The organism is Candidatus Nitrotoga arctica (assembly GCF_918378365.1).
Taxonomy (GTDB): Bacteria; Pseudomonadota; Gammaproteobacteria; order Burkholderiales; family Gallionellaceae; genus Nitrotoga; species Nitrotoga arctica.
In genome coordinates this window covers 884,573-902,019 of record NZ_OU912926.1, presented here as the reverse complement: position 1 = coordinate 902,019, position 17,447 = coordinate 884,573, and the positions used below count along the sequence as shown (strand labels likewise).

At 48.2% G+C, this 17,447-nt stretch carries 19 protein-coding genes and 3 pseudogenes; 16 read left to right on the top strand and 6 right to left on the bottom strand.

The genetic code is table 11. From position 1 onward, the window contains the following. Positions 1-20: 20 nt before the first annotated feature. Together MKZ32_RS04055 and MKZ32_RS04050 are read right to left on the bottom strand one after the other, a co-directional pair. Positions 21-1,457, bottom strand: a complete 1,437-nt coding sequence (locus MKZ32_RS04055) for a TolC family protein (RefSeq protein WP_420887718.1) — start codon at positions 1,455-1,457, stop codon at positions 21-23. A gap of 23 nt (positions 1,458-1,480) precedes the next feature. Further along, the gene (locus tag MKZ32_RS04050) at positions 1,481-1,846 is read right to left on the bottom strand and encodes a hypothetical protein (RefSeq protein WP_239796089.1); all 366 of its coding nucleotides are present in this window, start codon (positions 1,844-1,846) and stop codon (positions 1,481-1,483) included. Between the two features lie 224 nt (positions 1,847-2,070). Between MKZ32_RS04050 and MKZ32_RS04045 the strand changes: the two genes are divergently transcribed. The 14 genes and pseudogenes from MKZ32_RS04045 to MKZ32_RS03990 all read left to right on the top strand — a co-directional run. Beyond that, positions 2,071-2,748 carry a heavy metal response regulator transcription factor gene (locus MKZ32_RS04045; RefSeq protein ID WP_239796088.1) on the top strand — a complete coding sequence of 226 codons (678 nt, stop codon included), beginning with the start codon at positions 2,071-2,073 and terminating at the stop codon, positions 2,746-2,748. Continuing rightward, on the top strand, positions 2,748-4,142 hold the full coding sequence (locus tag MKZ32_RS04040) for a heavy metal sensor histidine kinase (protein ID WP_275584247.1): 1,395 nt from the start codon (positions 2,748-2,750) through the stop codon (positions 4,140-4,142). Before MKZ32_RS04045 ends, MKZ32_RS04040 begins: the two co-directional genes overlap by 1 nt. Positions 4,143-4,799: 657 nt before the next feature. Further along, positions 4,800-5,243, top strand: a complete 444-nt coding sequence (locus MKZ32_RS04035) for a helix-turn-helix domain-containing protein (protein ID WP_239796086.1) — start codon at positions 4,800-4,802, stop codon at positions 5,241-5,243. Further along, positions 5,243-5,902, top strand: a complete 660-nt coding sequence (locus MKZ32_RS04030) for an IS630 family transposase (RefSeq protein WP_239798090.1) — start codon at positions 5,243-5,245, stop codon at positions 5,900-5,902. Before MKZ32_RS04035 ends, MKZ32_RS04030 begins: the two co-directional genes overlap by 1 nt. 3 nt (positions 5,903-5,905) lie before the next feature. After that, positions 5,906-6,244 (top strand): hypothetical protein, encoded by a 339-nt coding sequence (locus MKZ32_RS04025; RefSeq protein ID WP_239796085.1) that lies wholly within the window; start codon positions 5,906-5,908, stop codon positions 6,242-6,244. A 273-nt stretch (positions 6,245-6,517) separates the two neighbouring features. Next, positions 6,518-7,075, top strand: coding sequence for a UvrD-helicase domain-containing protein (locus tag MKZ32_RS15390; protein ID WP_275584246.1), 558 nt, complete (start codon positions 6,518-6,520; stop codon positions 7,073-7,075). Then, the gene (locus MKZ32_RS15385; RefSeq protein WP_275584314.1) at positions 7,066-7,644 is read left to right on the top strand and encodes a UvrD-helicase domain-containing protein; all 579 of its coding nucleotides are present in this window, start codon (positions 7,066-7,068) and stop codon (positions 7,642-7,644) included. The genes MKZ32_RS15390 and MKZ32_RS15385 overlap by 10 nt, the downstream gene beginning before the upstream one ends. Beyond that, positions 7,547-7,783: pseudogene (locus tag MKZ32_RS04015) on the top strand (3'-5' exonuclease); the annotation flags it as partial. The gene MKZ32_RS15385 and the pseudogene MKZ32_RS04015, both read left to right, overlap by 98 nt. 51 nt (positions 7,784-7,834) lie before the next feature. Then, positions 7,835-8,527: pseudogene (locus MKZ32_RS04010) on the top strand (IS630 family transposase); the annotation flags it as partial. Between the two features lie 21 nt (positions 8,528-8,548). Beyond that, entirely contained in the window at positions 8,549-8,695 is a 147-nt protein-coding gene (locus MKZ32_RS04005; protein ID WP_239798181.1) for a hypothetical protein, read from the top strand. Then, complete coding sequence (locus tag MKZ32_RS04000) at positions 8,649-9,023, top strand: 3'-5' exonuclease (RefSeq protein ID WP_239796084.1); 375 nt, start codon at positions 8,649-8,651, stop codon at positions 9,021-9,023. The genes MKZ32_RS04005 and MKZ32_RS04000 overlap by 47 nt, the downstream gene beginning before the upstream one ends. Before the next feature lie 381 nt (positions 9,024-9,404). Further along, entirely contained in the window at positions 9,405-10,790 is a 1,386-nt protein-coding gene (locus tag MKZ32_RS03995) for a YecA family protein (RefSeq protein WP_239796083.1), read from the top strand. Positions 10,791-10,811: 21 nt separating this feature from the next. Further along, the gene (locus MKZ32_RS15625) at positions 10,812-10,991 is read left to right on the top strand and encodes a DUF1993 family protein (protein WP_420887717.1); all 180 of its coding nucleotides are present in this window, start codon (positions 10,812-10,814) and stop codon (positions 10,989-10,991) included. Positions 10,992-11,195: 204 nt separating this feature from the next. After that, positions 11,196-11,462: pseudogene (locus tag MKZ32_RS03990) on the top strand (transposase); the annotation flags it as partial. Between the two features lie 715 nt (positions 11,463-12,177). Here MKZ32_RS03990 and MKZ32_RS03985 read toward each other — a convergent pair. From MKZ32_RS03985 to MKZ32_RS03975, 3 genes are all read right to left on the bottom strand, one after another. Then, complete coding sequence (locus MKZ32_RS03985; protein ID WP_239796081.1) at positions 12,178-13,881, bottom strand: DUF6600 domain-containing protein; 1,704 nt, start codon at positions 13,879-13,881, stop codon at positions 12,178-12,180. Then, positions 13,818-14,252 (bottom strand): hypothetical protein, encoded by a 435-nt coding sequence (locus tag MKZ32_RS03980; RefSeq protein ID WP_239796080.1) that lies wholly within the window; start codon positions 14,250-14,252, stop codon positions 13,818-13,820. Before MKZ32_RS03980 ends, MKZ32_RS03985 begins: the two co-directional genes overlap by 64 nt. A 526-nt stretch (positions 14,253-14,778) precedes the next feature. Continuing rightward, positions 14,779-15,522, bottom strand: a complete 744-nt coding sequence (locus tag MKZ32_RS03975; RefSeq protein WP_239796079.1) for an HAD family hydrolase — start codon at positions 15,520-15,522, stop codon at positions 14,779-14,781. A gap of 129 nt (positions 15,523-15,651) precedes the next feature. On the opposite strand from MKZ32_RS03975, the gene MKZ32_RS03970 reads away from it, so the two are divergent. After that, complete coding sequence (locus MKZ32_RS03970) at positions 15,652-15,843, top strand: hypothetical protein (protein WP_239796078.1); 192 nt, start codon at positions 15,652-15,654, stop codon at positions 15,841-15,843. A 4-nt stretch (positions 15,844-15,847) separates the two neighbouring features. Further along, positions 15,848-16,225 carry an NAD-binding protein gene (locus tag MKZ32_RS03965; RefSeq protein ID WP_239796077.1) on the top strand — a complete coding sequence of 126 codons (378 nt, stop codon included), beginning with the start codon at positions 15,848-15,850 and terminating at the stop codon, positions 16,223-16,225. Here the strand turns inward: MKZ32_RS03965 and MKZ32_RS03960 are convergent. Continuing rightward, positions 16,218-17,395, bottom strand: a protein-coding gene (locus tag MKZ32_RS03960) for an IS3 family transposase (RefSeq protein WP_239796076.1) whose coding sequence is annotated in 2 segments (ribosomal slippage) — positions 16,218-17,128 and positions 17,128-17,395 — 1,179 coding nt in all. Because the reading frame shifts where the segments join, the coding sequence is not laid out codon by codon here. The genes MKZ32_RS03965 and MKZ32_RS03960 overlap by 8 nt on opposite strands. Positions 17,396-17,447: the final 52 nt, after the last annotated feature.

The window sequence follows — 17,447 nt, the reverse complement described above, 5'->3', positions numbered from 1 at the left end:
TATCCTTCTGGAATACTTGCTTAATGGCCCATGCTCATTTGATTATCCCTCATGGGTGAGCCGGTGCTACTGGAAAACAGGGGCTTACCAATCAGGGCCATTTCTAAATCGCTTTGCGATAACCAAAAATCACGCAGCGCTTCGATATAACTATTCACACTGTTGATTTGTAATTGGGCATTCACCAATAATTCAAACGCGCTGATCAACATGCCGTTGTAACGAAGTTGGTTTTCAGCAGAAATGCGTTTGCGGATGGGTACAATCTCATCACGGTAATGCTTTGCAATGTCATAATTTGAACGATATAGCTTGTAGCTTTGGCGCACTTCTGAACGTGCATTCACCGCAGTCTCAGCAAGAAGATTTACAGCCTGCATATAAATTGCTTCGGCTCTGGCTACCCGAGCAGTGCCCCAATCAAAAATGGGAATCTCAAAGGTAATCTCGAAACCTTTCTTGTAAGGGTCTGATCTTTTACCTTCAAGCACGCGTGCAGGCCCAACTTCCAATACATTGATGAAGCGCGTGGCTTTGGTTAATCCAAGCTGATTGGCTAACGCTTCAGTTTGTAATCGTAGGGACTGTAGATCAAGGCGCTGATCCATGGCGGTTTGTTCGATGTTGTTTGATTCATCTACAGTTATGGGTAAGTCCGGCAATCTTTCAGGGAACGTGAACTGAGTCTGTTTGCCCCATAAGCCCATAAGCCTGGTCAGCTCTTCATAGGCAGTGATTTTGTTTCGCTCGGCACGAGCAACTCCCAGTGCAGCATCTGCATAAAATCCTTGTTCCCGTGCTTGGTCTAGTTTTCTCCAATTGCCCGCTTTCACCATATTACGGGCCAGTTCTGCACTGGCTTCTGCCGCAGTTCTAACTTGTTGCATGTAATGCGTGCTTTGATCTGCAGCCACTGCCTTGAAATATGCCTTGCGGGTCTCATTAGCCAACCGCAATACTTCCATCGCAGTCTGTCGTTGTGTTTGCTCAAACAGTCGTTTTTCGATCTGAAGTGCTTTGGGCATGGTCAGCAAAGAAAAAATATTAAATGTGAATGACTGTTCGATCTTGTAGTCATCATTATTTTTGGCGTGCAGCATGGTAAAGCGTGGATTAGGTAGTTTGCCTGCCTGTACCATGTCTGCTTCAGAGATGCCTAAATCATAGAATGCCGCCTGTAGACCTTTATTGTTGAATAAAGCAATCTGCACTGCATCATTTACCGTGAGTGGGTTTTTTAATAGCTCTTCAGTATAAGATTGCACAGAATCCTGGTCATCTACAGATTTGACCCACTGAACCTCCTTACTTATAAGATCCTTAGTGGTTTTCTGAACTGCGCCAAATCCTCCATCTTTGGAAAAAGTAGCACAACCGCTGAGGGTCGCACTGATGAAAAGCAAGGTAATCAGCACTCGTGGCATACTCACCCAACTTGAGGCCATAAGAGTAGTCATACTCAAATTCAAATCCCATCCCATTAATGTTGATGTGCCGGTTTTGATAATTTTTTGGAAGAAAGCTTGCCAGTGTCGTTAGGCATGTCTGTCATCTCAGTCATAGCGTGACCAGATGGCATAGATTTCATTTTTTCGTGATCCATGCCTTTCATATTGCCCTTGAAATGGTCAGCAGTGCCTCCCCCAGTTACTTGCTCATTGAGAGCACGCCATGAAGAAAGCTCCTCTTCGACATAAGGTTTGTAACTAGAAAATGAAGATTGATATGGCACACTGATTGGAGCTGAAGTGATTAAGTGGAATGTAGGAAAATTATCATTCTGAGCCCCAAAAACATTAAATGCAGTTAATAGACTTAGCGATAAAACCATATTAGGCAAATACATCCTCATCCCTTAAATGTGAATTTAATTTCTAGTTACCTAGCGAACATATTAGAACTTCGAAGCTGTCAAAATGATTACCTGAAGATTACAAAATTGTAAGATTGGGCAAAGTGTCAAACCTGAAAGAACTAGCTTTGAAGTTAATGTCCACAAATTAGGCAAAATGGTACCGGTCAAAGAAATATTCATGCAGAATTCAGATTGACCATTGGACCCATCTATTTATGAGAATTCTGATTGTTGAAGACGAACCAAAAACAGGTAAATACCTTAAACAAGGTTTATCTGAAGCAGGCTTTGTCACCGATCTCGTAAGAGACGGTTTAGATGGAAAACATCTGGCGCTGACTGAGGCTTATGATTTGATAATACTGGATGTCATGCTGCCGAACGTCAATGGTTGGGCGATCATTCAAACCATACGTCGAGCTGACAAAAATACGCCAGTATTATTCCTGACAGCCAGAGATGGGATAGATGACAAAGTCAAAGGGTTGGAGCTGGGCGCAGATGATTATCTGATAAAACCGTTTGCCTTCTCAGAATTGTTGGCACGAGTGAGGACATTGCTACGGAGAGGTAAGGTAAGAGACCCAGACATTATACAAGTCGCTGACTTGGTATTGGATCTTCAACGTCGGAAACTCACGCGGGGCGGAAAGCGGATAGAACTTACGGGAAAAGAGTTTGCTTTGTTGGAATTGTTGCTTAGGCGTCGTGGTGAAGTTTTACCTCGTTCCTTGATCGCATCCCAAATTTGGGACATGAATTTTGACAGTGACACAAATGTCATTGAGGTAGCTGTTCGTCGTCTACGAGCTAAAATGGATGATCACTTCGAACCCAAGCTCATTCGAACTGTACGTGGCATGGGCTATGTACTTATGGGCCTAGATGACTAATGTTGCACCAATCAATCACATGGCGAATTACTTTTCTGTTTGCGGCACTTTCAAGTACCGTTCTTATCACCATGGGTACTATCGCCGGATTGTCTGTTGAACGCCATTTTGCTGAAGAAGATATAGTCGAAATTCATGGCAAGCTTGAACTAATCCGTTATGCCTTCCAGAAGATTGAATCCGTATCAGCGCTTAAATCTGTACCTTCGCAGCTCAATGACGCCTTAGTTGGCCATCATGCACTTTCGGTTGCAGTGTACACAGTCACGGGTGAAAAAGTCTATGGCCGAGGTGAGGCGAATTTCCCTAAGACACTTATCGACCAACGTTCCTTATCTGGTGACAATGAAAAAGCCAAATTGTATAAATGGCAAGATGGCTCTCAAACTTATCGTGGCCTTGCAGTTTCAATGTCTTCTCATGACAAACAGAGCCCCGCCCTGATCGTTGCAATTGCGCTGGATATTGCGCATCACCAAAAATTCATTACTCGCTTCAATCAAACATTGTGGCTCTCTCTCATTATAGGAGCCTTGCTTATGAGTTTGCTGGGTTGGTTGGCTGTCCGTCGAGGCTTATCCCCAATTCGCGATTTTAATCGTATCACCCAAATTATCACAGCCAATCGTCTTTCTGAAAGATTGAAGGTTGAAAGTCTCCCTAAAGAATTGATGCATATGGCTGAGTCCTTCAATAAAATGTTATCCAGACTTGAAAAATCCTTTCAACGACTATCAGATTTTTCTTCCGACTTAGCGCATGAGTTGCGTACGCCGGTCAGTAATTTAATGACGCAGACTCAAGTCATGTTAACTAAGCCCAGATCCTTGGAGGACTATCGAGAAATATTGTATTCAAATCTTGAGGAATATGACAGGCTGGCCCGAATGGTTTCAGATATGTTATTTCTGGCTAAAGCAGAAAATGACTTAATTATTCCACACCGGGAACCCATAGATTTGGCTAAAGAGGTTGCTCAATTAATTGAGTTCTATGAACCCCTTACCGAGGAAAAGTGCATACATATTGTTAGTCATGGAGCCGCCATTATTTCGGGTGATAAGCTCATGATTCGTCGGGCGATCAATAATCTGATGTCCAACGCGATACAACACACATCCGTTGATCAGGTGATCACAGTTGATATCCGAGTGAAAGATGAAAAGAAGATTTGCCTAATAATTGAAAACCCCTGTGTGGATATTGATAAAGAGCATTTGGACCGGTTGTTTGATCGTTTTTATCATATTGATCCATCACGTCAAGGAAATAATGAGGGTGCAGGGCTTGGACTAGCCATAACCAAATCCATTATAGAGGCCCATGGTGGAGGCATTTCTGTTAGCACCAAGAGTGGTCGAATACGTTTTGAATTCTGGATGATGCAAGCATAATAGTAACTACCTCTGATGGACGAGAATTCATTTTTTATTTTCTCCCGATATTTTCCACTAGGAATAATGGGATGGACTCTCACGGCACCTATGTGCCAAAGTAACAGTGGCATTACTTCTACTAAACAAAGAAGACCCCATCCATCATGAAGATTTTGACAATTAGCATTGATTGGGCAAAATAAGTTTTCGCAATTCACGGTGTAGATAAGCGCGGCGAGGCGTGCTCCGCAAACAAACTGAACACCCGACCCCGAAAGCCACTCGGATTCAAATGCGTGGTTCATTTTGAACTGAGAACGTATGCCATTTTATTTCGATCCCCTGTCTCTCTCAACTCAGGGAACGGGGGTATCAACAAGGCCGAAATCGCCCGCACTGCTGGGCTCAAGCCAAAATTTTACATGGCCAGGACCTTCTGGCGTTTAAGCTGGAGCTGGGTGATACAAGATGTGTTTGATTCGCGTACGAACCAACTGGCAGGAAAAATTCACCGGCGCCTAATAGCCCTCTGTTAAACATATTCGACAAAAACGCTTACAGTCATTCTCGAAATATTATAAAAAATGATCATTCATGAACACTAGTATCTAAACTCATAAATAACGAAACATATATTATACTGTCGCATACCCACCCCATGATGAGGAGCCTGCCATGCGACAGACTGAACTGTATCTTACCGACGAGGATCGTGAGTTGATCGAGACATATCGTGCAAAGGGTTTGCACCACGCCCGAGAAGTCAATCGGGCACATATTTTATCTGCCCTTGATCGCGGGATCCCCGAAGCCCAGATCATGGCAGTTCTCGGCGTTGGACGAACCGCCATCTGGCGGACACGAAGCGCATATCTGGAGGATGGTGCCGAATATGCACTGTGCGATGTCGCGCGTCCCGGCAAGCCTCGGCAGTTTGCTACCGACGTCGAGGCGAAGATTACCGCTCTGGCCTGCTCGGAGCCGCCGGAAGGTGCCAGGCGCTGGACGCTCGAGTTGCTGGAACAGGCAGCGCAGAGGCAGGCGGATATTGGTCCGATCAGCCGCGAGACTATTCGCCGGCTGCTAAAAAAAACTGTCTCAAGCCATGGTGCAAGGTGATGTGGTGCATTGGCGCTTTGACCGAAGAATACCGGCAGCGAATGTATGACCTGCTCGATCTTTATGCCCGTCCGTTCCGGGCGGAAGAACCCGTGGTCTGTTTGGACGAGAAGAGCAAGCAGCTGCTCAAGGATACGCGGCCCCCTTTGCCAACCCAGCCCAACTCGTCCGCGAAGCAGGATTACGAGTATGTCCGCGCCGGTACTTGCAACCTGTTCGTGGCGGTCGAGCCAAAAGGAGGGCGGCGGACGGTCGTGATCACCGATCATCGCGCCAAGACCGACTTCGTGGCTTTCATACAGCACCTGCTCAAGCAGGTTTATGTCACGGCGCAGCGTATCCATCTGGTGATGGACAATCTCAACACCCACTTTCGCAAGTGCTTCGAGGAAGTGCTCGGTGCCAAGGAAGCAAAGGCACTGCTGCGACGTGTAGTCTTTCACTACACGCCGAAACATGCCAGTTGGCTCAACATGGCTGAAATCGAAATCGGTATTCTTGACCGCCAGTGCCTTGATCGACGCCTGCCAGACCGTGTTACGCTCACCGCCGAAGTGAATGCTTGGCAGTTGCGCCGTAACATGGAGCAACGTGGCATTGAGTGGACGTTCACTCGGCAGGATGCAGATACAAAAATGGCTAGACATTATGTTTTGTAATTAATGGGTTGTTATACTAGGCATAGCCAGCGCAGCTGTCAGCGCCACCGTAAATTCTTCCTCGAATTAGGTATTGATTTGCGCGAACCCTATAAACCAACTGCATCCACGAAACTGCCAGAGCCTGAGCTGACTAAACGGAGCACTAAACCCTTGCTGGTCAAGCAAAAGTCGAAGCAGTTGCCCAAGCCAGTACATGCGCACAGACCATCATCTTGCCGATCAGAACGCGTAAGCGGCATTGTGCCGATTAATGTACCTGGCCAGCGTACGCAGCGCCGTAAGCTAAATGAAAAGCCCATAGGTCTTGCGGCTTTGCAAAGGCTCAAACCGCCTCGGTAACCAATTGGAAAAAAACATTCGGTGCTGTCAGTCGGAAACATGAACATCAAAATTCTGGCTGGACAGCACCGTTGATTCGCACGTTCTGAAAACCACCCCATCATGCATCTCGCTCGCTTCATATGAGTAGGAGAACAGTGTTGCGTCGGGAACGTGAATCATTTGGCGTGCAATGTGGAAATGGAAAGTTCTGACGAGGTGCAGGGAATACCATCGTGAGCTGAGTGTTGTGTCTTTATGCCGCACAAGCCATTTAATAAGAAAGGATACAGCATGTCTCTCGATTCATTAATTGCGTCGCTTAATCAACGCCAACGCGCTGCGGTCATGTTGGACAATCAACATGCCCTGGTTCTAGCGGGGGCGGGTTCAGGCAAAACCAAAACTATCGTATCCAAGGCTGCTTTTCTGATAGCGCAGGGAGTGCCGGCCCTGCGTATCCAGATACTGACTTTTACGCGCCATGCTGCGTCGGAGATTGTTGGGCGAGTAAAAACCCATTTAGGGGAAAAGGCATCTCAACTTCGCGCCAGCACGTTCCATACGTGGTGCATCTCGCTGATCCGACGCGCTCCCGCCATTTTCGGGGCGAAAGACTTTTCGATCATTGATCGCGATGATCAGGTTCAGCTTTTTCGGATATTGCGCGGCAAAGGAAAGGGCAACAAGCTACCGACAGCAGCTCAACTATGCGATATCTATTCGTTTGCCCGCAATACCGGCCTCAACCTTACTCAAACACTCAAGCACTCAAGCACTCAAGCACTCAAGCACTCAAGCACTCAAGCACTCAAGCACTCAAGCACAACTATCAAGAATATCTGGCTATAAGGAGCGAAATTATTCCTGTTCTGAAAGGCTACGAGCAGAAAAAACGAGAGCGTCACTACTTGGATTATGACGATATTTTATCATTTGTTGCACAACGCATTCGCGAGTCCCCTAAGGTGTGTCAGTGGGTTAGCAAGCAGTACGATCATCTGCTTGTGGACGAAATGCAAGACACGAACCCATTGCAATGGTCACTGTTGAGCCTGTTGAAAGAAAACTGCTGCCTTTTCTGCGTTGGTGACGATGCGCAATCTATCTACGGATTCCGGGGTGCAGACTTCAAGAATATCCATTCATTCCAGGAGCGCGTGCCAGGATCAGCAGTCCTGAAACTCACGAAGAACTACTGTTCAACACAGGAAATCCTGGATGTGGCCAACTGGTTGTTGCTCAAAAGTCCACTCGATTATGGCAAAAATCTGAATGCGGCGCGAGGTGCAGGACAGCTGCCCCAGCTCCACAGCTTTACCAATGAATGGGAGGAAAGTCGATGGATTACTGAAGACATTTTGCGGCGTCGGGAGGACGGCGACAACTGGCGATATGATTCTTGCACGCTCTACATATAGTGCACGCGCTGTGGAGAGCAGCCTTATTGCTGCTGAAATACCTTATAGATTTATTGGTGGTGTCAAACTGCTTGAGTCAGCTCACGTCCGCGACGCCCTCTCTTTACTTCGTATCATTGGCAATCCGCTGGATGAGATTGCCATCATGCGCTACCTCACCTTGTTTCCTGGAGTAGGCGAAGCCACGGCCAACCGTGCTGCTATTCGGGCAGTAGGCAACTACTTGGCACGTTGGGGTTTTACACCACAAAAACCCATTAAAAAAGCATACGAGCAGCGGCCTGAAGCCGTCCAGGCTTGGCTTGTTGAACAGTATCCGGCCATTGAAACCAGAGCAAAAGCCGAAGGTGCGGAAATTCACTGGGGCGACGAGACGGCGCTAGTCAACACGGATGTCAGAGGCAGGAGCTATGCGCCGGTGGGCAAGACACCTGTGACGTTCGCAGTAGGCGGCACGCGCCACAAGCTATCGATGATTGCGACGGTAACCAATCAGGGTAAAACGCGCTGGATGATTATTGATGAGGCATTTAACTCCGACAAGCTCATTGAATTTCTGGAGGCGCTCATCAAGGATACAGACCGCAAGGTGTTTCTGATACTGGACAACTTGAGAGTTCATCACAGCAAACCTGTAAAGGCTTGGGCTGCCGAGAACGCACAGAAAATCGAGTTGTTCTACTTGCCCAGCTACAGCCCTGAACTCAACCCCGAAGAAAGACTGAATGCAGATCTCAAGCACGTCATCACTTCAAAGGTGCCAGTGCGCACCAAGGCAAAACTCAGAGCTGCTGCGACTGATCACATGATCATGCTTGAGCAAAACCCCGAACGCGTGCGCCGTTATTTCCGCGACCCAAAAGTCGCCTACGCGGCTTCATGAATAATTCGTGCCGGATCAATAGTGGCGAAATTGGCGGAGAAGCACACCAGCATCCTGGCATTTATTGAAGAATATATACTCAATCCGATCCACACATCTGCTGTCGAAAAAAGAGAAACCGATGACGCAGTCATCGCTCATCACAATTCACTCGACAAAGGGTACTGAATGCAAGACCTGCTATGTCATCAATATGAGCCCCGGTTCTTTTCCCTCGGCCTATGCGGTGGGTGATATGGATAAAGTTGAAGAAGAACGCCGTGTACTCTATGTAGCGCTAACCCGTGCCATGGACAATCTGATTGTTACTCGGCAGAGTTACTCTGCATGGACGCTTCCCGCCGAGAATAAAGACGAGGCCGCAGAAACTTACTTTTTCAATGACTTACCGGAAGGTTTGTTTGATGAAATCACTCACAATCGCGCACTCCAGCGGGCCACATATTCAAGCCCCAACAATTGGGAGGATTCGGTTCTGGGAATCAATCTTGATTAACACAACTCCGACCTCATCGCCAGTTGGAAAATTCAGGTAGATCGACCACACATAAGGAATTGTGGCCGATCAGATTGTAGACATTGATACCGGCAGTGCGTAAAAAGTTACGGGCTAGGTGACGGAGAAGGAATGTCTTTCCCGATTCTGAGATGGATCGGGAGAGGGTGTTAGAATTAATAGCTTAAAGCATGGTGATTCGGTTAGATCGGTCAACTATTAACATCTACTTGCACTTCGAACTTAAATCAGCGAGCGTATAAACTTATTCAAAGAAACGGTCAATGAAACCCTACTACTTCCTATATTTACAATGCGGCTACTGATTGTTGAAGCAGGGTTGGTTGTTTCACTTCAAAACGCGTACGTTCAACACAGACAATGACACATAAAATCGGACGCAATGATCCCTGTCCATGCGGCAGCGACAGAAAATACAAGCAGTGCTGTCTTCTTAAAGAAAATGAAAAAATCACAGCGAATAAAGGTCACGACGGTGCAGTTGAACGGGCAGTTGACTGGCTGTTGACACGTCACAAAAAAGCAGTAATGACTGCAATCGACGAAATGCTTTTTGACGGATTGACTAATGAGGAACAGGATAATCTTGAATCACTTGATGCCGAAACGTGGCAAAGTATCCAGCTCAATTCAATGGAGTGGCTGATTGCTGAAGGGCAGATTCTGATAAAGGATAAATACCGGTTGGTGACTGATGTGTTGCTCGGTATTGGAGGCCCTTTATTTACTGTATATCAGCGCCGATGGATAGAGCAGTTATCAGAACGTCCGATGCGCCTATATGATGTAACTGACGTCGTGCCAGGGCAGCAAATGACTCTGTGCGATGCCTTGGACACCAATGCCCCACCGATCGTCGTTCTAGAAAAGTCTGGTAGCCAAGCATCTCTCATCGGCTTTCAAATAGGTGTTCGGCTCATGAAGGTTGATGGACACTACGAATTGTCTGGTGGGGTTTATCCGTTTTCACGTTTCGGGGGAGCATCTGTTGTGGATGCCGTGAAAGAGACCGAAAATGAGTTTCACGAGCATTCTGAACCTCTGTCGGGCTTTCTAAGTTTTCTCATTCGACGAAAATGGCTTGAGCAATACATCAGACCGATGGAATTACCGACCATGATGGACTCCCAATCTGGTGACCCCATCCTTTTGGTTACGGATCACTATCGGGTGAAAGATTGGGATGCACTGTCACAAGCACTGACAGACAAAAAGGATGTCGATGGTGATCGTGAATCAGGTTGGACTCGTCTGAAGAATAGTCGCGATGGCTTAACCCGCGCAATATCCTCGATCAATATTGGCGATGGTCAAGATAAGATCGAACTGTTTCACAAGACGCAGGGAGACGCTGACAAAGGCGGCAAGTGGTTTGAAAAACTGGCTGGCAAATCCGCCGAGTTCGCTGGACGGGTGATCTCTGATCCAAAGGGTTTGATGAAAAATATGCCTACGGGCAAGTCCAAAAAATCGTTGCCAAGCAAGGCGGAGATTCCTCCCGAAGTTGCTGCGGATATAATTGAAAAGACAATTCATCGCATGTATGCCAATTGGCCGGATGAACCCATTCCAGCACTGGATGGAAAATCACCAAGACAAGCTATTGTTACCCCCGCAGGTCTTGAACGCGTGAAAGGTTTGCTGAGAAGCTATAAGGCGAGTGAGAACGCTCAGGCGGCGGAGCAGGGACGTCGTGCCATTTCCTATGCGTTTCTTTGGAGTTCAATGGGCTTAACTCCACACTAACTGGTCAAGATAGCTTTGACCATGCTGCCATTAAGTAACTTAGGGCGATACTTGAGAAAGTTGGCGCGTACGCAGAGGCTAAAAAATGCCCCATCGGTTCTGATCAATGCAAAACTCTACCCAGATATGCTCCCGCTTTCACGCCAGATTCAAATTGCATCACTTAGCCAGATTTTGTCAATAAGTGTCCGGTTAAATTGATAACTTATGGCAGACCAACTAGCGATAACGACTATTATCGTTAGTTGACTAACTTATCGTGATAATAGATGCAAACGCAATGCATACCTTGCAGTACTCAGGGGCGCTCGATTAGTGTGCGCCATCGAAACAGAGCATGGACGTCGCTGGAACGAGTCGAAGATCAAAGCCATTACTGGGAGCGACACGATATCGGCACGATTCATGCGGCAGGTTTCTTTCTTGCAAGGCAAACGAGATGAACAAGAAAATCATGTTGAGCGGATGAAGGTGAAAATCGATACGGATACGGGGCGAGAGATGATCACGCGCCGCTTTGCGACGGTGGAACCGGTGTTTGGCAACCTGCGCGGCAATAAACGTCTGCATCGCTTTACGCTGCGCGGAAAAACCAAGGTAGATGGGCAGTGGAAATTGTACTGCATGATGCATAATATTGAGAAGCTGGCGAATTATGGTTATGCGAGGTAAGGATGCCAGGAGAATGCATCCTTACCTATGTGTCGTATGCATATGCCTGTCAGACTAGCCTGGTCTGCAATGAGGATATTCGAGAAAAGAACAGGGAGCAAGAAAAGAACAGGGAGCAGGAAATGAAGATGACGGTTTGGTTTGAAAAATTTCTACCCAAAGCTGAATCAGGTGTTCAAAATGGGGTTTTTCTACAGCCTCGTTAGTCAGCTTTTCGGCCGTAGCAGTCATTGAGACCTTGAGGTCGTTACTTCCACATTGTGCCATAAGGAGACGGTGGCCACACCTTGTTCGACCGGCAGCAATATGGCTGCGAACAGTAGTCATTCAGTGGTGTGATGGATGGGGATTTTCTACAGCGTCAACCATTTTATATTGAAACACTATTTGGTGCGCCCGAGATGAAGCTGGGCACTGGAAAACTAAAGTGTCATTGTCTTGATTGGTTCTAGAAGCCTTGCTACATAGGACTTGCTCCTGATTTAGGAAAGCCTAGTTAGCATACCTTACGGTTAAAACGTCAACAGGTAATAATATTCTATAAGATTGGCAGGAGTACGCATGTATTAGAATGCATGCTAGATTGAGCCGCTGATACATTAAATTTGTATTGCCGTTGATCCAACAATGACTACAACTTATCATGCCAATTTATTCACGGCGTTGTTTAGCGTCATCTCAAAAAATACTAGGCAGAATAAGTTCAGCAGCATGGCTACTGGTTGAGCCTCTTGTCTTCCATCTCGCCCTTCCTCAACTCCTCCTCGCGCTTCAATTGCTCTTTGGACATCTGCACTCCGCCTTTAATGGTTTCAGGTTTAGGTACCAAGACGCGTTGTTCGGCAGGGGTTTGTGGTTGTGGAGTTTGCCTGATTTCGCGGTTCATCGGTGGGCGGGCTGGCTCTATCATCGATGGCAGTGCGGAGGAATGTTCAACTGGCTTATCTATGCCTGCTGGTGCAATAGTCGGGGCAGTAGTCCTTGGATCAGTAATCTGCTCTCGTTGTTTGAACGGTTCGGGTTGTTCTTTGCGGTCAGGCTCTACCTTTGATGGCGGTGCGACGGCCGGTTCAGCTGGCTTTTCTATACCTGACGGTGCAATAATCGGTGCAATAGTCTTTGGTTCAGCAGTCTGTCCTAGCGGCCTGCGCGGTTCAGATTGCCCTTTGCGGTCAAGTGATAGTGTCGGAGTGGACGGTGTTTGTTGCCGCGCTGATGGATCGGCTTGCGGTTTGTCAGCTACATCTCTTGAGCGTGACGGAGCAACAAGCTTGACTGTTGCTACCGGTACGGGCGCTGCCAGTTTCACGGTCGCCAGCGCAGCTTCATCCAGTGGCTTGCCTGGGTTGGTCGCGAGGGCTGGCAGCTGCCTTGCAAAAGACACCGGTTTGGGCGGAGGCGCTGTTTTTGCCACCACTTCTCGCTCCATCGCTACTGCTGGTGGTTTGTGTCCAAGTGCAGCTGCACCACGTAGACTCTCATGATCCGGTGTCACACTGGCAGTCACGCTGACAGGCGCTGACCTGATGACCTCTTCCGATACTTCTACTCTGGATCTCGCCACGAGCTGAGACTTCACGAATGTAGTTGCAGGCACAGCGACGACGGCGCCAGGTACTTGTCGGTTGACATAAGTAATGTTGGTCACGTTTGTAATGTTGTACACATTGGTGATATTGACATTATTGACGACCGTATTGCTAGTGTTGATGTTGGTGAAATAATTGCGGCTCACCGGATACGCGGGCCGGTAGACCTCGCGTGGGCCGAGGGGAAACCATGCAACACCACCACCGCTACCCATTGAGAGCGACAACTGGAAATTACTGCCGCCGACAAATACTACCAGCGCAGGAGCATAGACCGGTCTGGCGATGATCGGCCCAGGAACCCAGCACCAATTGTCTCTGATGTGGGCCCAGCGGCCATAATACGACACAGTAAACCCCCACGGCGCATCGTCAACCCAAGTCCAGCCCCAAGGATTGACCCACACCCAGCGACCATCATTGTAGGGAACCCAGTCGACGCTCACCCGGCTAGGCACCCACACGTAGCCATAGCTTGGGTCATTACGCCACGAGCCATATTCGTCAAGATCTTCATAGCCGATCACATCGCGTGAGACATAGCGTGCGGACATCGAGCTCTCACCTCGACGATTGCGTTGGTTAGACCAGAGGTCAAATTCATTTGGTGGCGGTAGAAAGGCGTACCTGTCATAGTGGCGCAAGTCGGTCCCGAAAAAGCGGTACGACCGCTGTGCATAGATGGTATATGCAGAACCCTCACCATATACCTCGCCCCGGCCACTGCGCACGGTGACGGCCGTCGAACTGCCATCTGCATCGACGTCTATCCGGTAGTCGCCAGGCTCGCGAATTGAAAATGCAAGATTAGGCGTATCGATTTCAAACACATCATCAGGACCAAGGCGCAGCACCCTACGTTTAATGAGCCTTGTGCCAGCTGTAACTGAGCGACGCTGTCGTCAAGATTAAGTAGCGTCGCGCTGGTGCTGCCATCCAAGTGGATTGCGGCTGATCCTATTTGTAGTTCGGCGCGTGCGCCAGTATCCATCCACAGATGGTCACCTGTAATCAGTGGTCGGTTTCTAGTCGCTTGTACCCATACGTCATCACCAGCCGGAGAGAAGCTCACGGCGCCACTGATATAACCTAGCCGCGCAACGCGCGCTGACGGATCGGTGCAGGCCGTCGCGGCCCATACGAATGCGATGATGCCGAGACATAACGCGACGACTCGGTTACAACTATTATTCTTATGCATGACCGTACCTTATTCTGTAAAAATTCCGATTGCAGCTGCCTGTGCCAATCTATATTCAAACCTGTCATTGGAAAGTACGCAGCTAGGCAGATCAGTCAAAAGAATAGCGGGAGGCGGCATAGTGAACTGATTGGGTTCCATGAGAGGCCTCCCCCACCGGTATATTTCAATTCTCACTCCGCTTTCCAGATTGTCTGTTTGCTAGCGTATATAAGGCATGTTATCTCTGTTGCCTTTTTAAGAAGCGTCGACAAAATGTCCAAGGCAAACATATGATGAAGTAACGGAATATTAGTGCGAATAAACTTGTAATAATAGTAGCTCAGATAACAGCCTTAGTTCATGAAAGCGTAGATTTGTTTATTTCGTCACACTTAAGGGCACTTCTATAAATCCGTCGTCAGAGCGAGGGATTTATAGAAGTGCCCACAAATATTTTTTTTTGAAACTCCGAGGAATTCATATGTAATTCTGAAAGCCATGAAAATGGCATTCATTGCCGCCCCTTTTCGATTTATCCCGTGAGTCACAGCTCCTCGAAGAAGCGGATGGCGTTTAGCAACTCAGGGAAATTGTAAATAATATAGTCGGGCTTTACGCCCTCCTTTTCCTGCGTCCCCTGGTTTGACTTGAAAAAGACCGTTTTCATCCCGAGTCTCTGCGCTCCATAAACATCGCGGTACATATCGTTGCCCACATATAGAACCTCTGACGGCACCATTTTCATGTCAGTCAATGCTGCTGTGAACAGGCGTTCGTCGGGCTTGCGGCACCCGAAATCTCCCGAGACTATGATCGGGTCGAACAATCCAGATAGCCCGACGGCGTTCAGCTCTGGGACTGCGTAGGCGGTCTGACCATCGGAAATTATTGCAAGATGATATTTCGGGTGCAGTTGCCGGATGATGTGCTCTACACCAGGATAGAGCTGCAACTGGAAGCGTGATGCGGCACGGTGCGTCTCGGCAAGCAGTATCGGGAGCTGTGCAATCTTCTCAGTCGGCAGGCCGCGGGTGAAGTCCGTCGAGTGCCGCGTGACAATCTCGCGGAAGATGTCGATGGCATCGAATTCCGGGTGACGCTCACCGGATGCCGCGCGTTGTTCCTTCATTATCTGAAAATAAAAATACTTAACGACGTTCGGAGCGAGCGATATGCCTTGATATGACAGCAGATTGCTGATGATGCGATAGACATCGTCGTGCCATTCGTTCGTCTGGATATCCGAAAGTGTTCCGTTGTTATCGAAAATAATGCCTTTGACGATCATTTAAAACCTCCTCAGGCATTCTTTTGCCTCTCTGATCAAGTGATGGCGATATTCCGGTTCGATCCAATTGTTTCGCGCAATGCGCAATAGCGTGATTCCCATGTAGAACGGAGTCCTACCGGTGATCGATTGAAAGGCGCTATCGCGATTTGGGAAGTGACAGGCATATTCCCAGAGGAAGTGGCCGATGAAAGGCTCGGCGTCGTTCTTATTGCCGGTTGCACGCATGAAGAAATGCTTCAGTTCTCCGGCGATGCGGCCTGTATCGAAAACGCGATCAGCGCGCTTGGTTCTCTCCAGATCGAACGCGATTACTTGTAATCCTTTGCCGAAGGCAAATCTGGTGAAGTTGAGTGGCAATTTCCTGATCGCCACTGTAATCGAATCTCTGGGTGAGGCCATGGCTCTGGTGGAAAAAGGGGGGGTAAACCGACATCAATTTCTTAATCTACTTACATCTAGCCTCTTCAGCATCCCTGTATACGAGAAGTATGGAACCATAATTGCTGATCGGCATTTTGAACCTGCTGGTTTTGCCGCCCATCTGGGTCAAAAAGATATGAAGTTAGTCCTGGCGGCTGCAGAAGAATTGAAGGTGGCTCTTCCGTTCGCCAGCATTTTACGTGATCGCTTTCTCGATCTGGCGGCACATGGCGGTGAGAATCTCGATTGGTCAGCCATAGGAAGTGTAGTGGTCAAGTAATTTCGGACACAACGATAGGTTTTTTTGCTGCCCTGTTCCGCTCAAAGACGGAGGGCGACAGATTGCCCAATACTGAGTGTATGCGATTACAGTTATAGAATCCCACGATGTATGCGGTGATATCTGTTTTAGCTTCCGTTTGATTGGCATATTCGCGCTGCCAAACGCGCTCCATTTTGAGGTTCAGAAAAAAGCGTTCTGCCACTGCATTGTCCCAACAGTTGCCCTTACGGCTCATGCTGCAGACGAAGCCATGCTTCACTAGCAAAGCCTGATACTGGCCGCAGACATATTGACTGCCACGGTCGGAGTGGACGATCAACCCCGGCGCTGGTTGACGCTGCTGTATTGCCATGTGCAGTGCGGTGCAGACCAATTCAGCAGGCATGCTCGGCGCCATCGCCCATCCAACCACCTTGCGCGAGAATAAATCCAACACTATCGCCAAATAGAGCCAGCCTGACCCGGTGCGGATATAGGTGATATCGCCCACCCAAGCAATATTGGGTGCGACCGGATTGAATTGCCGATCCAGAATATTGGCAGCAATTGGCAGATTGTGTTTGCTGTCAGTTGTGTGGATGAATTTACGCTTCCATACTGGCTTCAAGCCTGCCTGACGCATCAGGCAGCGCACCCGATAGCGACCAACTTGAATACCTTGCGCTTCCAATGCGGTGACCAGACGACGGCTGCCATAGCTTTGATGACTGGCCATGAAAGCAGCTCGCAGATGAGTGCTTGTTTTGCAAATCATTGGTTTGGCGAGACGGCTTCTAGCCTCATAAAAACCGGAACGACTCACTTCCAAGACGCGGCAACTCTGCTGAACAGGGATCGCCTTCTGTTGCAACAGGCAAATAAGCTGGTAGCTCATTTCAGTTCCCGGGCAAAGAAGGCTGACGCTTTTTTTAAAATATCAACATCCATACGAAGTCGACGGTTTTCTTGCTCCAGTTGGCGGACACGCTGTTGTTCAGCAGTGAGTGGATTGCCGATACCACGCTGTCCATTTTGCTCGGCTTTATATTGCGTCACCCAACGACGGATCGCAGTCAGACCGATTCCCATGCTTTGGCTGACATGCTGAACACTCAGTCCCTGTTCCTTGATCATGCGCACAACTTCCAGTTTGAAACTGGTGTCGAATTTTTTTCGTTGCTTTGTCATTTAGTACTCCTCTGATGGTGGATTTTCCACCTATCGAGGTGTCCTCGTAAAT

Coding starts and splice junctions, on each gene's coding strand:
- MKZ32_RS04055 (WP_420887718.1), bottom strand. CDS start 1,457: ATGACTACTCTTATGGCCTCAAGTTGGGTGAGTATGCCACGAGTGCTG.
- MKZ32_RS04050 (WP_239796089.1), bottom strand. CDS start 1,846: ATGTATTTGCCTAATATGGTTTTATCGCTAAGTCTATTAACTGCATTT.
- MKZ32_RS04045 (WP_239796088.1), top strand. CDS start 2,071: ATGAGAATTCTGATTGTTGAAGACGAACCAAAAACAGGTAAATACCTT.
- MKZ32_RS04040 (WP_275584247.1), top strand. CDS start 2,748: ATGTTGCACCAATCAATCACATGGCGAATTACTTTTCTGTTTGCGGCA.
- MKZ32_RS04035 (WP_239796086.1), top strand. CDS start 4,800: ATGCGACAGACTGAACTGTATCTTACCGACGAGGATCGTGAGTTGATC.
- MKZ32_RS04030 (WP_239798090.1), top strand. CDS start 5,243: ATGTGGTGCATTGGCGCTTTGACCGAAGAATACCGGCAGCGAATGTAT.
- MKZ32_RS04025 (WP_239796085.1), top strand. CDS start 5,906: ATGGGTTGTTATACTAGGCATAGCCAGCGCAGCTGTCAGCGCCACCGT.
- MKZ32_RS15390 (WP_275584246.1), top strand. CDS start 6,518: ATGTCTCTCGATTCATTAATTGCGTCGCTTAATCAACGCCAACGCGCT.
- MKZ32_RS04000 (WP_239796084.1), top strand. CDS start 8,649: ATGACGCAGTCATCGCTCATCACAATTCACTCGACAAAGGGTACTGAA.
- MKZ32_RS03995 (WP_239796083.1), top strand. CDS start 9,405: ATGACACATAAAATCGGACGCAATGATCCCTGTCCATGCGGCAGCGAC.
- MKZ32_RS15625 (WP_420887717.1), top strand. CDS start 10,812: ATGCTGCCATTAAGTAACTTAGGGCGATACTTGAGAAAGTTGGCGCGT.
- MKZ32_RS03980 (WP_239796080.1), bottom strand. CDS start 14,252: ATGCATAAGAATAATAGTTGTAACCGAGTCGTCGCGTTATGTCTCGGC.
- MKZ32_RS03975 (WP_239796079.1), bottom strand. CDS start 15,522: ATGATCGTCAAAGGCATTATTTTCGATAACAACGGAACACTTTCGGAT.